Below are 12,287 nucleotides of genomic sequence, written 5' to 3' on the forward strand. Positions count from 1 at the left end.
AGCCGTGGCGGCAGTGGACGCTGCGCGCCATGTGGCTGCTGCTCGCGCTCGCGGCGGCGCTGTATTGCGCCTGGCGCTTTGCGGGGCCGACGCCCCTGCAGACGAACCTGCTCGCACTGCTGCCGGCAACCGAGGCCGACCCCGTGGCCGAAGAGGCCGTTGACCAGCTCGCGAGCGCGCTCGGCAACCGCGCCGTGCTGCTCGTGTCGAGCAGCGACGCGGCGCACGCGAAAGCGGCAGCGGGCCAACTGGGCGCGGTGCTGAGCGCGAGTCACGCGTTCGCTTCGGTGACGGCACAAGTTCCGCCATTCGACTTCGGCCGCATTGCGCGTTTCTACCTGCCATACCGCTTTGGCCTGCTGACCGCGCAAGACCGCGCGACTGCCTCGGGGAGCACAGAAACGCTGCGCGGCGCGCTCGCCGAGCGCCTCTATGGCCTGCCGAACGCGGGTCTCGCAACGTCGCTCGCCGACGATCCGTTCGGCTGGCTTCAGCACTGGCTCGCAGGGCTGCCGCTCGCGGCATCGAATCTCACCATCGAGGACGGTTTCCTCGTTGCGCATCGCGGCAACACCACGAGCGTGCTCGTGATCGGCACGCTGCCTGGGTCTGCCTACGAATCCGACGTTCAACGGGGCGTGCTGCTTGCCGTCGCAAACGGCGAAGCGGCGCTCAAGACGTCGTGGCCCGACGTCACGGTCGCGCGCACGGGCGCCGTGTTCTATGCCGAGTCTGCGCGGCGCGCCTCGGAGCGCGACGTCCATGTGATCGGCATCGTTTCGGCCGTGGGCATCGCGCTGCTCATGCTCTGGATCTTCCGCTCGCCTCGGCTGATCCTGCTCGGTTTCGTTTCCACCGCGCTCGGCATCGTGTGCGCGCTCGCGGCCACGATGCTCGTCTTCGGCAAGCTGCATCTGCTGACGCTGGTGTTCGGCGCGAGCCTGATCGGCGAGGCGGTCGATTACTCCATTCAGTACTTCGTCGTCTACCTCGGCACGCGGCACGGCTGGGATTCGCGGCGCGGCGCGCGGGAGGTGCTGCCCGCGCTCACGGTGGCGCTCAGCACGAGCCTGCTTGGCTACGCCATTCTGACGTTCGCGCCGTTTCCGGCGCTCAGGCAGATCGCGTGCTTCGCCATCGTCGGCATCTTCACGGCTTTCGCTTCTGTTGTCTGGCTGCTGCCGAGCCTCATGACGCAGCCCGCGCGCCGCAGTCCGCATACGCTCTTCGCGGTGGCCGCGGCCTCGCTCGCGAAATGGCAGGCGCTGATCGGCGGCCGTCGCGCGTGGGGCGTCGCGCTGGCGCTCGTTGTCATCGCCGTGCCGGGCTGGCTGCAACTGCGCAGCGACGACGACATTCATCTACTGATCCAACGGGACCCGGCGCTCGTTGCGCAGGAGCGCGTGGTGTCGAGCGCAGTGGGGGCCGACAACAGCGCGCAGTTCTTCGTCGTGCGCGGCGCGTCGCCCGAGGCCGTGCTCGAGCGCACCGACGCGTTGTGCGCGCGGCTCGGCACGCTCACGGGCGCGTCCGCGCTGAGCGGCTGGCAATCGGTGACGTCGTTCGTGCCATCCGAAGCGCAGCAGCGGGCCGATCGCGCGCTGCTCGGCGTGCATGTGTTCGCCGATCCCGCCGCCTTGCGCTCGCTGCTGGGCGCAGCGGGCTTTCGTGACGAGGTGGCGCAAACGTGGCTCGATGCCTGGGCGCACTCGCGCGCTTCCATGCTGCACGTGGACGACTGGCTTGCCGAACCCTGGTCGCAGCCGTTCCGCCACTTGTGGCTCGGCCGTTCCGCGAGCACGCCCGGTGCATTCGCGGCGATCGTGATTCCGCAGGGTGTGTCCGCTGCGAACGCACCTGCGCTGCTCGACGTCGCGCACGCGTTGCCCGGCGTGAGCTTCGTCGACAAGGCGGCGAGCGTGTCGCGGCTCTTCGGCGTGTATCGACAGGACGGCGCGATCTGGCTCGCGGGCGCGCTCACGCTCGTGCTCGCGCTGCTGATGTTCCGCTATGGCTGGCGCGGGGCGATCGCGGTCGCGCTTCCGGTATGGCTCGCCATCGGCGTCACGCTCGCAGCGTTCGGCTATGCGCACGTGCGCATCAATCTCTTCAACATGCTGGCGCTGATGCTCGTGCTCGGCGTGGGTGCGAACTATGCCGTCTTTCTGCGCGAAGGCGCGATGCGCGCTGCCACCGATCGCGGCGCCGTATGGACGGGCGTGCTGCTGTCCGCCGCGACCACGCTGCTCTCGTTCGGCATGCTCGGCATGAGTTCCATGCCCGCGCTCAAGAGCTTCGGCGCCACCCTGTCGCTCGGCATCATGGTGTCCGTCATGCTCGCGCCTATCGGCATAAGCGGAACAAGCGGCATGCCCACGAATCAACGGAGAAAGGCCTGATGGCGCTCCCTGTCTATTTGCATGCGCTCGGCATGGTCAACGCGCTAGGCGACGATGTACCTGCGATCGTCGCAGCGCTCGCGCGCGGCGAGGCGCCCGGCATGGGGCCGATCGCGACACGCACCGGTACGGCGTTCGCGGGCAGCGTGAAGGCGCCGCTCGGCATCGCGCCGCCCGCATCGCTCGCCTGCTACGACTGCCGCAATAACCGGCTTCTGCTCGCCGCACTGGCACAGGTCCGCAGCGCCATCGAAGCCGCGCGCGAACGTTTTGGCGCGGGCCGTATCGGCGTCGTGCTGGGTACGAGCACGTCGGGCATCAGCGCCGCGGAAACGATGTTCACGCAGCCTGTGCAGCAAGAAGCCGCTTCGGCGTTCGACTACCGCCAGATGGAGATCGGCACGGCCGCGCCGTTCGCCGCCGCGGCGCTCGATCTGCGCGGCCCGGCGTACACGATCTCCACGGCGTGCACGTCGAGCGCGAAGGCGTTCGCTGCCGCACGCCGTCTGCTGCGGGCGAACCTTTGCGATGCCGTCGTCGTGGGCGGCGTCGATTCGCTTTGCGAACTCACGCTGCAAGGCTTCGCCTCGCTCGAATCGACCAGCCCCGTGCGAACCAATCCGATGAGCGCGCAGCGTCGCGGCATCAACATCGGCGAAGGCGCGGCGGTGTTCCTGATGACCCGCGAGGAAGGGCCGGTGATGCTCGCGGGCGCGGGCGAGTCGAGCGACGCCCACCATATTTCCGCGCCCGACCCGCAGGGCACGGGCGGCGAACTCGCCTTGCGCGCGGCCCTCGCCGACGCGGGCATCGGCGCGGCCGCGATCGGCTACGTCAACCTGCACGCAACGGCCACGATCAAGAACGACCAGATGGAAGCGCATCTGATGGCGCGCGTGTTCCCCGACGGCGTGGCCGCGAGCGGCACGAAGCCGCTCACGGGCCATACGCTCGGCGCGGCGGGCGCGAGCGAACTGGGCCTGGCATGGCTCGCGCTCGCTCGCGACGACGTCGCGCTGCCGCGCCATCTGTGGGATGGACAAGCCGACCCGGCGCTGCCCGCGCTCGACCTGATCGAAGGCGTGCGGCATTTGCCGCGCAACGGCGTGCGCCAATACGTGATGAGCAACTCTTTCGCGTTTGGCGGCAGCAACGTTTCACTCATACTCGGACGGTGATCGAGGCCATGAATTCCGCTTTTTCCTCCCCGACGGATGCGTTCCCGCCGATCGAGACGATCATCCCGCACCGCGGCACGATGCTGCTGCTCGACTCGGTCGCCGCATGCAGCGACGAATCGCTCACGGCGCTTGCCGGCGTGCGCGCCGATGCGTGGTACGCCGACGAGCAGGGCGCGATGCCCGCATGGATCGGCATCGAACTGATGGCGCAGGCGATCGCCGCCCACGTCGGCCTGCTGTCGATGCGCGAAGGCAAGCCCGCGCGCCCAGGCGTGCTGCTCGGCACGCGCCGCTATGAGGCGGCTCAAGCTGCGTTCGCAGGCGGCGCGCCACTCAGCGTGACGGTTAGCGAACTGCTGCGCAGCGAAGAAGGCCACGGCGCATACGGCTGCACCATCAATCAGGAAGACAAGCTATTGGCCGAGGCCACCGTGAAGGTGTATCAGCCGCGCGATTTCCAGACTTTCATCGAGGAGAATTCCAGATCATGAGCCGGCGTGTTCTCGTTACCGGCGCGAGCCGCGGCATTGGTCGCGCGATCGCCTACCATCTTGCCGCGGACGGCTTTGCCGTCACCGTGCATTGCCGCACGGGCCGCAACGAAGCGGATGCCGTCACCGCAGGCATCGTCGCACAGGGCGGCACAGCCAGCGTGCTGCAGTTCGACGTGCGCGAGCGCGCCGCATGCCGCGCCGCGCTCGAAAACGACGTGGCGGCGCACGGCGCCTACTACGGCATCGTCTGCTGCGCGGGCGTGACGCGCGACGCCGCGTTCCCCGCACTGACCGACGAAGACTGGGACATCGTGCTCGAAACGGGCCTCGACGCGTTCTACAACGTCGTCCATCCGCTCGTCATGCCGATGGTGCGTGCGCGCAAGGGCGGCCGGATCGTGACGGTGGCGTCCGTGTCGGGCGTGACGGGCAATCGCGGGCAGGTCAACTACAGTGCCGCCAAGGCGGGGCTGATCGGCGCGACGAAGGCGCTCGCGGTGGAACTGGCCACCCGCAACATCACAGTCAACAGCGTCGCGCCCGGGCTCGTCGATACGGGCATGCTCGACGACGTGCCGCTCGAACACGCGCTCAAGGCCGTGCCGATGAATCGCGTGGGGCAGCCCGCCGAAGTCGCGGCCGTGGTCGGCTTCCTGATGTCCGACGCGGCGTCTTATGTCACGCGCCAGGTCATCGGCGTCAACGGCGGGATGGTCTGATGAAGCGCGTCGTCATTACCGGCATGGGCGGCGTGACCGCGCTCGGCGATCAGTGGGCGCAGGTCGAAGCCGCGCTCAAGGGCGGCGTCAACGCCGTCAAGCGCGTGCACGACTGGGACTATATCGAGGCGCTGCATACGCGCCTTGCGTGCCCGCTGCCGGCGTTCACTGCGCCTGACTATTACCCGCGCAAGAAAACGCGTTCGATGGGCCCGGTCTCGCTCTACGCCGTGCGTGCGAGCGAGCACGCGCTGGCCGACGCGGGCCTGCTCGACGATGCGTCGATCAAGGACGGCCGCATGGGGGTGGCGTACGGGTCCTCGGCGGGTTCGGTCGAGCCGGTGCGCGCGTTCGGCAAGATGCTCGAAACGGGCTCGATGAGCGATGTGACGTCGAACAGCTACGTGCAGATGATGCCGCACACCACGGCCGTGAACGTGAGCCTCTTCTGGGACCTCAAGGGGCGCATCGTGCCGACGTCGTGCGCGTGCGCTTCGGGCAGCCAGGCAATCGGCTACGCCTACGAGATGATCGCGAACGGCAAACAGACGCTGATGCTCGCGGGCGGCGCCGAGGAACTCTCGGGGCCCGGCGTGGCGGTGTTCGACATGCTCTATGCCACGAGCACGCGCAACGACGAGCCGCAACTCACGCCACGTCCGTTCGATGCCGCGCGCGACGGGCTCGTGGTGGGCGAGGGCGCGGCGACGCTCGTGCTCGAGGAATACGAGCATGCCGTGGCGCGCGGCGCGCGCATTCATGCGGAAGTGATGGGCTTCGGCTGCAATTCGGATGGCGCGCATATCACGCAGCCCACGGCGGCGACGATGGCGGTCGCGATGCGTCAGGCACTCGACGACGCGCAGTTGGCCCCCGAAGCGATCGCGTATGTGAATGCGCACGGCACCTCCACGGATCGCGGCGACGTGGCCGAAAGCCAGGCCACGGCGGAGACCTTCGGCGCGCGCATGCCGATCAGCTCGCTCAAGAGCTATATCGGCCATACGCTCGGCGCCTGCGGCGCGATCGAGGCCTGGTGGACGATCGAGATGATGAAGCGCAACTGGTACGCGCCCACGCTCAACCTGACCCAGGTCGATCCGGCCTGCGCGCCGCTCGACTACATCCGGGGCGAGCCGCGCACGATAGACGCCGAATACGTGATGAGCAACAACTTCGCGTTTGGCGGCGTGAACACGTCGCTGATCTTCCGGCGCGCGCGTTGAGCATGCGGACATCGCTATCAGCGCGCAGCTTGCAGCGCGTCGTCGTGACGGGCATGGGCATCGTCTCGTGCCTCGGCAATACGCTCGACGGCGTTTCCTCGCGCTTGCGCGACGGACGCGGCGGCATCACGCGCGTTCAGGCGTGGCGCGACCGTGGTTTCGCGAGCCAGGTGGCGGCCGTGGCTTCGGTTGCGGGCGAAACGCCGTTCGAGCGCAAGGCCGAACGCTTCATGGGCGACACGGCGCGCTTCGCCTGCCACGCCGCACGCAGCGCCATCGCCGATGCCGCTCTCGACGCACACGCGCTGCTCAGCCCTCGGGCCGGCGCGGTGGTGGGCTCGGGCGTCGGAACGATGTCCGCGTACGACGCGGCCATGGAAAGCGCGAACACCCGAGGTGTCGACCGCGTGCCGCCCTATACGGTGCCGCAGGCGATGAGCAGCACGACATCGGCGAATCTTGCGCACGTGTTCGGAATGGAAGGCGTCACGTATTCGCCTTCGTCGGCGTGCACGACTTCCGCGCTCGCGATCGGCCAGGCCATGCAGCTGATCCAGACGGGCCGCCAGGACATCGTGCTCGCGGGCGGCGCCGAAGGCCTGCACGACAACATGACGCTGATGTTCGACGCGATGGGCGCACTCTCGCGCGGCTTCAACGACACGCCCGAACGGGCGTCGAGGCCCTATGACGCGCAGCGCGACGGCTTTGTGATCGGCTCGGGCGCTGGCATCCTCGTACTCGAATCGCTCGCGCATGCGCAGGCGCGCAACGCGCGCATCTACGCGGAGCTGACCGGCTACGGCCAGTGCACCGACGGTGCGCAGATGGTCGCGCCGCAGGCGGCCGGTATTGCGCGCGCAATGCGCGAGGCGCTCGCCGAGGCCGGCTGCCGCCCGGACTACATCAACACCCATGCGCCTTCGACGCCATCTGGCGATGTCGAGGAGCTGCTCGCGTTGCGCGCCGTGTTTGGCGGCGAGGTGCCTGCGTTCTCGTCGACGAAGGCGCTCAGCGGCCATCCGCTCGGCGCGTGCGGTGCGCACGAAGCCATTTACACGCTGCTGATGATGCGCGATCGCCGGATTGCGGGTGCCGTGGGCATCGAGGCACTCGATGCGGCTGCCGCCGGCATGCCGCTCGTGCGTGAAACGCGCGACGCACGCATCGATACGGCGATGTCGGTTTCATTCGGGTTCGGCGGCAGTTGCGCCAGCCTGGTGTTTCGCGCCTGGAATGCAGTCTGAAGTTTCGGGCAACCCTGAAAATAATGAGGATTCCAATGAAAAAGACTTACCTCACGCTGAGCATGGCCGCGATCGTCAGCCTGACGTTGGCCGCTTGCGGATCGCAGCGCCTCACGCTGCCGATCCAGCCCGCAGCTTCGCTCTCGACGGCGAAAGCCGCGTCCAGCGCGGACCCCGCCACGAAAATCGCCGTGTATTTCGGTGCGCAGCCGCATCCGGAAGTGGTGCGCCACGTCGGTGATGCCTCGCACTCCTTGCGTGCCGCCCGCGCGACCGACGGCGCCGAGGCCAGCTGCAACAAGGTGCTCGCCATGGCACTCGACAAGCTGCGCGCGGACGCCCACAACAAGGGCGCCAACGCCGTCATCAACGTGACCACGCGCTTTCACGGCAGCGAAACCGGGTCGGCCACCGAATACACCTGCGGCGTGAGCCAGAGTGCAGCGGCCATCGCCGTCACAGGCGACCTCGTGGTGCTGCAAGCGAACTGAACCAACGGAGAAAAGCAATGAAGAAATTGTGGATGTTCGCCGCGCTGTGCGCGGCCTTCGCGACGTCGCACGCCTACGCACGCAATACCGTCGACACCTATTCGGTGGATGTGGCGCTGCAGAGCGAGCCCGGCAAGGTAAGCGACGACATTGCGTTGTACTTTGCGGGCCAACCGCATCCGGCGGTGAAGAAGACGCTGGGCCAGTTCTCCACGAACAAGAAGACGAACGCATTTGGCAAGAGCGACGAAGCGGCCTGCCAGCACGTGTTCCTTTCGGCCGTGCAGGAGCTGCAGGAACGCGCGCGCAAGGAAGGCGGCAACGCGGTCATCAACATCAAGAGCAACTACAAGAACGAACTGCGCGAGAGTGCCACGGAGTTCACCTGCGGCGCGGGCGCGATGATCGCCGGCGTGGCGCTCGTCGGCGACGTGGTGACGCTCAAGGGCGGCAAGTAGCCCGCAGCAGGCGGCGGCGGGCGACCCGGCTCACGCCGCCTTCATGCCGCCTTCACGGCGGCGACGTTGACCAGGGTTTCGCGCCGCTTCCCAGGCTTGGGATGATGCAGGCCGAGGCGCTCGAAGAGACCGAAATCGGCGGCACGGCTCCACCACAGATAGGGCAGCGAAACATTGCGCTCCGAAAAACGGAAACCCGCTGCGCGAATCATTTCGAGGTAGCCGTTGGCGCTCTTCTGCACGTGCATGGGATGGCGGAACAGCAGGCGGATGACCCACGAGCGGATATAAGCCTCAGTGGATTCGGCGAAGAGCAGCACGCCGCCCGGCTTGAGCACGCGGTGGAATTCCGCGAGCGCGCGTTCCTGCTCGACGAGGTGATGGAAAGTCTGGTGGCAGAAGACGATGTCCGCGCTGGCCGTGGGTAACGGCAGGCTCGCGCAATCGCCGTGCAGCAGTTCGAACGCGGTTTGCGTCTGCAATTCGTCCTGACAGGTGCGCGCGGCACGCGCCGCCAGTTCGAGCGACGCCTCGTGATAGTCGACCCCGACGATGCGGCGCGGGCGGAAAGCCTCGGCCAGCAGGCGGAACGACTTGCCCTGGCCGCAGCCGACATCGACGATTTCGGGCGCGTCGGGCAAAGGCACGTCGACGAGCCGCTTGAGGTCGTTGATCGCCACGCGCAGCACGTGGTGCTCCCACGTATGGGTGCGGAGAAACCAGATACCGAAGGCCGTTTCCGGGACGAACGGCACGTAATTTGATTCGGAAACCGACATATTTTTTCACCCGTTGCGAATGCGGTCGTGGACGCGAATGGGCATTGTAAATGCAAGGGCGCAGCGAGGGGTGTCAGAATCACGGTTTCGCGCAGGAAAGTGCACTTGCATTGGGCATACAGTCGTAACAGGACGTGACAGGACGTAACAGAGCGCGTCAGGACGCAGAGAAGGGAAAGGACTATGGAAAAGAGCATTGGAGAAGCCGTTACGCCGTCCACGCGACGCGAAACCGTCGACGTGGCGATCATCGGCGCGGGCCCCTCGGGCGCGGTCGCTGCGGCCCTATTGCGCAAGGCCGGACGCTCGGTGCTCGTACTGGAGCGCCAGCATTTCCCGCGCTTTTCGATCGGCGAGAGCCTCTTGCCGCAAAGCATGGCGTACCTGGAAGAGGCCGGCATGCTGCAGGCGGTGGTGGAAGCCGGCTTTCAGTACAAGAATGGCGCGCATTTCGTGTGGCGCGACGAGGTATCGTCGTACGACTTCCGCGACAAACACTCAGAGGGCTGGGGCACGACCTACCAGGTCGAGCGCGCGAAGTTCGACGATCTGTTGATCGGCTGCGCCGCGAAGCAGGGCGCCGAGGTGCGCTTCGGCCACACGGTGACGGGCATGCGCACGGGCGACGCGCCGGTGCTGGAGGCGATCGACGAAAACCAGGCGCGCTATGAAGTGCACGCGCGTTTCGTGCTCGACGCGAGCGGATTTGGCCGCGTGCTACCGCGCCTCCTGGATCTGGAGGCGCCCACCGGCATGCCGACGCGTGCCGCGATCTTCAGCCACGTGCGCGACGGGCTGCCGCTTGACGTCTTCGACCGCAACAAGATTTGCATCGCGACACACCCCGAGCACCGCGACGTCTGGTTCTGGATGATCCCGCTCGCGGGCGGGCGCTCGTCGGTGGGCTGTGTTGCCGATGCCGCTTTCCTCGACATGCCGCAAGCGGAACGCGAGGCGCGGCTGCGCGCCCTCATTCGCGAGGAGCCGACACTGAACCGCCTGATCGGCGACGCGCCGTTTCTCATGCCGGTGAACCAGATTGGCGGTTATTCGGCCAACGTCGAACGATTGCATGGCCCGGGCTTCGCGCTGCTCGGCAACGCGGGCGAGTTTCTTGACCCGGTGTTTTCTTCGGGCGTGACCATCGCGCTGCGTTCGGCGCACCTGGCCGTGAAGGTACTCGAGCGCGCGCTCGGCGGCGCGGCCGTGGACTGGCAGGCCGAATACGACGTGCCGCTGCGCAAGGGGATCGACACGTTCCGCGCCTTCGTCGAGCGCTGGTACACGGGCGAGCTGCAGGACATCATTTACTACCCGCGCCAAACACCCTTGATCCGTCGGATGATTAGCTCGGTGCTGGCGGGCTACGCGTGGGACGAGAGCAACCCTTATGTAGCGGAGCCCGTGCGCAGACTCACTTCGCTGCATGAGGCGTGCAAGCTGTCGTTGTAACGAGCGAAGAGGGGCGCACTGGGTTGGTCCCGCAGCGGGACGCGGGACCAACCAGGTTATCGCGGTTTCACTGGCCCGGTGGAGGAACCGCGCCTAGCTGGATCATCAGCCCGAGCGTGTCCATGAGGAGGCGGGTTTCCTTGATCCTGCCGTCCTGAAAGCGATCGATGACCATGCCCCAGACCTTGACGGAGCGCCCCGTAGCGTCCACGCCGAGGAACGCTCCCCTGTGCGTGCCCGTCCACTCGAAGCGGGTCAGCACGCGGTCGCCTTCCGTGAGTTGTTCCTCGACGCGCCAATGCATGTCCGGGAACGCGGCTCGCATCCCTCGAACGACCTCCTTGAGGCCCTCGATACCGGGACCCTGGCCGGGGAACGGCACCTGCTCGACCATGTCCTCCCAGAAAAACCGCTCTGCGGCGTCGATCTGCCCTTGATTCAGGACTTCCTCGATGAACGCGCGAACCCTATCGCTTGTTTCATGCATGGAATGAACGTCTCCTGGTTGGCGAAATTGGGAAGTGAAAGCCGGCTGCTGCAGAGTAGACGGCCAAGCGCGACGACGTGCGTCGGAGTCACGCGAGAACGTGCGGTGGCGCACATTTCCAGGTTTGACTGTCAATGACTTTCATCAGGCTACGTGGCTGATGGCTGTGTTGCCTGTGAGCTTCGCGCGCCGGCGGATGGCATTCACCTCTTTGGGCGTCAGCCCGAGCGAAGCCAGAAACGCTGCATGCGAGTCGGGGTTTTCTGCCTCGAACTCTGCATGCCACCTGTCCATCTCCGCATCGTCGAAGCCGGCGCTACGCAGCATCGCAACCCACGCGTCTTTGCCACGCTTCTTTCCTCTCCGACGAAACGATGGTTGCGCGAGCAACGTCGCAATTGCATTCTGACGCTGTTTGAGACGCGCGATTTCCTCCGTTAGCACCATCAAATGCGTTTCAAGGATCTGGGCGGCTGCGTATGCCTCGTTCGCGAGGACGTCGCGTATTGCGGCTAGTGGTAATCCGGCGGCCCGGTACGCGCAGATTGCGCGTAGACGTTCGCGTTGCGTCTCATCGTAGAGCCGGTAGCCCGCGGTGCTGCGTGCGACCGGCACTAGCAAGCCCAGCGTTTCATAGTGCAGCAGCGAGGAACGCGAGAGTCCCGCCTCGCGTGCCAGTCGTCCGAGAGTGAAACGAGCGAGACGTGTCATGACGGCAAGGGAAGTCTATCGGGTGAGAGAAAGAACAAGCGCGCTTCGGGCCGGTTCAGCTTGGCGGGCGAATAGTACGCGGCGACAAGCGCGCGGCAATCGCCGGAAAAGGCTGGTGCGTGTGCGAGAAACTCATCGAACGTGTGCAATGAATCCGATGCGCCCGCATGCGCCATCAGCCGGACCAAAGCTTCCGTAATTGTACGGTGATATCGGCCCGGCGCGCCGAGATGCGTGGCGTATTGCGCGATACCGGCACAGGTGCGCTCGATCGCCTGGTCCAGAGGGAAGCGCTGCAGGTGTATCCACGCCACGCGCAGATGATTGCGATGATTGAACGCGGCCGGTGGCAACCTGCAGCTTAGAAAGGCTTCGAGGAAGGCGTCGTCGGTGAGATCGCGGGCGGTTTCCATTTCGATCGATACCCTGTCCGTTGAACAGGGTATCGATCGTGAAGGTGACTACGGTAGTCGAGTCAAGCGCCTTCGTGCCGCTTCGGCTCACTGGTGCCGTCGAACGCTCAGGCTCAATGTGTTGCACGAGGCGTGAAAGGCCTTCTAGCCCACGGAAAGGGGCGCATGGCGGCTTGTTGGCTGCAAGCGCCCCATGTCTGTTCTGAGGGAGCGATGAAACTGTATGTCAA

Annotated in this window: 13 protein-coding genes; 9 read left to right on the forward strand and 4 right to left on the reverse strand. The window is 66.4% G+C overall.

The window, feature by feature from the left end:
- Positions 1–29 precede the first annotated feature (29 nt).
- From AB4Y36_RS29235 to AB4Y36_RS29270, 8 genes are read left to right on the forward strand one after another with little or no spacing between them, the layout of a single operon-like run.
- The gene (locus AB4Y36_RS29235; RefSeq protein ID WP_368684878.1) at positions 30–2,399 is read left to right on the forward strand and encodes an MMPL family transporter; all 2,370 of its coding nucleotides are present in this window, start codon (positions 30–32) and stop codon (positions 2,397–2,399) included.
- A complete protein-coding gene (locus tag AB4Y36_RS29240; RefSeq protein ID WP_368684879.1) occupies positions 2,396–3,577 on the forward strand; it encodes a beta-ketoacyl-[acyl-carrier-protein] synthase family protein in 1,182 nt (393 codons plus the stop codon). Before AB4Y36_RS29235 ends, AB4Y36_RS29240 begins: the two co-directional genes overlap by 4 nt.
- A gap of 8 nt (positions 3,578–3,585) precedes the next feature.
- Complete coding sequence (locus tag AB4Y36_RS29245) at positions 3,586–4,071, forward strand: hotdog family protein (protein ID WP_368684831.1); 486 nt, start codon at positions 3,586–3,588, stop codon at positions 4,069–4,071.
- Complete coding sequence (locus AB4Y36_RS29250) at positions 4,068–4,793, forward strand: 3-ketoacyl-ACP reductase FabG2 (RefSeq protein ID WP_368619581.1); 726 nt, start codon at positions 4,068–4,070, stop codon at positions 4,791–4,793. Before AB4Y36_RS29245 ends, AB4Y36_RS29250 begins: the two co-directional genes overlap by 4 nt.
- Entirely contained in the window at positions 4,793–6,019 is a 1,227-nt protein-coding gene (locus AB4Y36_RS29255; RefSeq protein ID WP_368684832.1) for a beta-ketoacyl-ACP synthase, read from the forward strand. Before AB4Y36_RS29250 ends, AB4Y36_RS29255 begins: the two co-directional genes overlap by 1 nt.
- A 2-nt stretch (positions 6,020–6,021) precedes the next feature.
- Positions 6,022–7,266 carry a beta-ketoacyl synthase N-terminal-like domain-containing protein gene (locus tag AB4Y36_RS29260; protein ID WP_368684833.1) on the forward strand — a complete coding sequence of 415 codons (1,245 nt, stop codon included), beginning with the start codon at positions 6,022–6,024 and terminating at the stop codon, positions 7,264–7,266.
- A 35-nt stretch (positions 7,267–7,301) separates the two neighbouring features.
- The gene (locus tag AB4Y36_RS29265; protein WP_368684834.1) at positions 7,302–7,757 is read left to right on the forward strand and encodes a signal peptidase; all 456 of its coding nucleotides are present in this window, start codon (positions 7,302–7,304) and stop codon (positions 7,755–7,757) included.
- Positions 7,758–7,774: 17 nt separating this feature from the next.
- Entirely contained in the window at positions 7,775–8,215 is a 441-nt protein-coding gene (locus AB4Y36_RS29270) for an excinuclease ABC subunit A (RefSeq protein WP_069267967.1), read from the forward strand.
- Between the two features lie 41 nt (positions 8,216–8,256).
- Here AB4Y36_RS29270 and AB4Y36_RS29275 read toward each other — a convergent pair whose 3' ends face one another.
- A complete protein-coding gene (locus tag AB4Y36_RS29275) occupies positions 8,257–8,994 on the reverse strand; it encodes a class I SAM-dependent methyltransferase (RefSeq protein WP_069267968.1) in 738 nt (245 codons plus the stop codon).
- A gap of 183 nt (positions 8,995–9,177) precedes the next feature.
- On the opposite strand from AB4Y36_RS29275, the gene AB4Y36_RS29280 reads away from it, so the two are divergent.
- A complete protein-coding gene (locus tag AB4Y36_RS29280) occupies positions 9,178–10,446 on the forward strand; it encodes an NAD(P)/FAD-dependent oxidoreductase (RefSeq protein WP_069267969.1) in 1,269 nt (422 codons plus the stop codon).
- 67 nt (positions 10,447–10,513) lie between these two features.
- Here AB4Y36_RS29280 and AB4Y36_RS29285 read toward each other — a convergent pair whose 3' ends face one another.
- The 3 genes from AB4Y36_RS29285 to AB4Y36_RS29295 form a co-directional block, all read right to left on the reverse strand.
- The gene (locus AB4Y36_RS29285; protein WP_368619576.1) at positions 10,514–10,933 is read right to left on the reverse strand and encodes an ester cyclase; all 420 of its coding nucleotides are present in this window, start codon (positions 10,931–10,933) and stop codon (positions 10,514–10,516) included.
- A gap of 144 nt (positions 10,934–11,077) precedes the next feature.
- Positions 11,078–11,644: a MerR family transcriptional regulator gene (locus AB4Y36_RS29290; protein WP_368684835.1), complete on the reverse strand. Its 567-nt coding sequence runs from the start codon at positions 11,642–11,644 to the stop codon at positions 11,078–11,080.
- Positions 11,641–12,057 carry a hypothetical protein gene (locus AB4Y36_RS29295; RefSeq protein WP_083245546.1) on the reverse strand — a complete coding sequence of 139 codons (417 nt, stop codon included), beginning with the start codon at positions 12,055–12,057 and terminating at the stop codon, positions 11,641–11,643. The genes AB4Y36_RS29290 and AB4Y36_RS29295 overlap by 4 nt, the downstream gene beginning before the upstream one ends.
- Positions 12,058–12,287 lie beyond the last annotated feature (230 nt).

The sequence above is a fragment of the Paraburkholderia sp. BR10936 genome, assembly GCF_040965735.1.
GTDB lineage: Bacteria > Pseudomonadota > Gammaproteobacteria > Burkholderiales > Burkholderiaceae > Paraburkholderia > Paraburkholderia nodosa_A.

Excerpts from the sequence above, each read along its gene's own strand:
- AB4Y36_RS29235 (WP_368684878.1), top strand. The coding sequence starts at position 30 with ATGTGGCTGCTGCTCGCGCTCGCGGCGGCGCTGTATTGCGCCTGGCGC.
- AB4Y36_RS29265 (WP_368684834.1), top strand. The coding sequence starts at position 7,302 with ATGAAAAAGACTTACCTCACGCTGAGCATGGCCGCGATCGTCAGCCTG.
- AB4Y36_RS29295 (WP_083245546.1), bottom strand. The coding sequence starts at position 12,057 with ATGGAAACCGCCCGCGATCTCACCGACGACGCCTTCCTCGAAGCCTTT.
- AB4Y36_RS29245 (WP_368684831.1), top strand. The coding sequence starts at position 3,586 with ATGAATTCCGCTTTTTCCTCCCCGACGGATGCGTTCCCGCCGATCGAG.
- AB4Y36_RS29285 (WP_368619576.1), bottom strand. The coding sequence starts at position 10,933 with ATGCATGAAACAAGCGATAGGGTTCGCGCGTTCATCGAGGAAGTCCTG.
- AB4Y36_RS29280 (WP_069267969.1), top strand. The coding sequence starts at position 9,178 with ATGGAAAAGAGCATTGGAGAAGCCGTTACGCCGTCCACGCGACGCGAA.
- AB4Y36_RS29290 (WP_368684835.1), bottom strand. The coding sequence starts at position 11,644 with ATGACACGTCTCGCTCGTTTCACTCTCGGACGACTGGCACGCGAGGCG.
- AB4Y36_RS29270 (WP_069267967.1), top strand. The coding sequence starts at position 7,775 with ATGAAGAAATTGTGGATGTTCGCCGCGCTGTGCGCGGCCTTCGCGACG.
- AB4Y36_RS29275 (WP_069267968.1), bottom strand. The coding sequence starts at position 8,994 with ATGTCGGTTTCCGAATCAAATTACGTGCCGTTCGTCCCGGAAACGGCC.
- AB4Y36_RS29250 (WP_368619581.1), top strand. The coding sequence starts at position 4,068 with ATGAGCCGGCGTGTTCTCGTTACCGGCGCGAGCCGCGGCATTGGTCGC.
- AB4Y36_RS29260 (WP_368684833.1), top strand. The coding sequence starts at position 6,022 with ATGCGGACATCGCTATCAGCGCGCAGCTTGCAGCGCGTCGTCGTGACG.
- AB4Y36_RS29255 (WP_368684832.1), top strand. The coding sequence starts at position 4,793 with ATGAAGCGCGTCGTCATTACCGGCATGGGCGGCGTGACCGCGCTCGGC.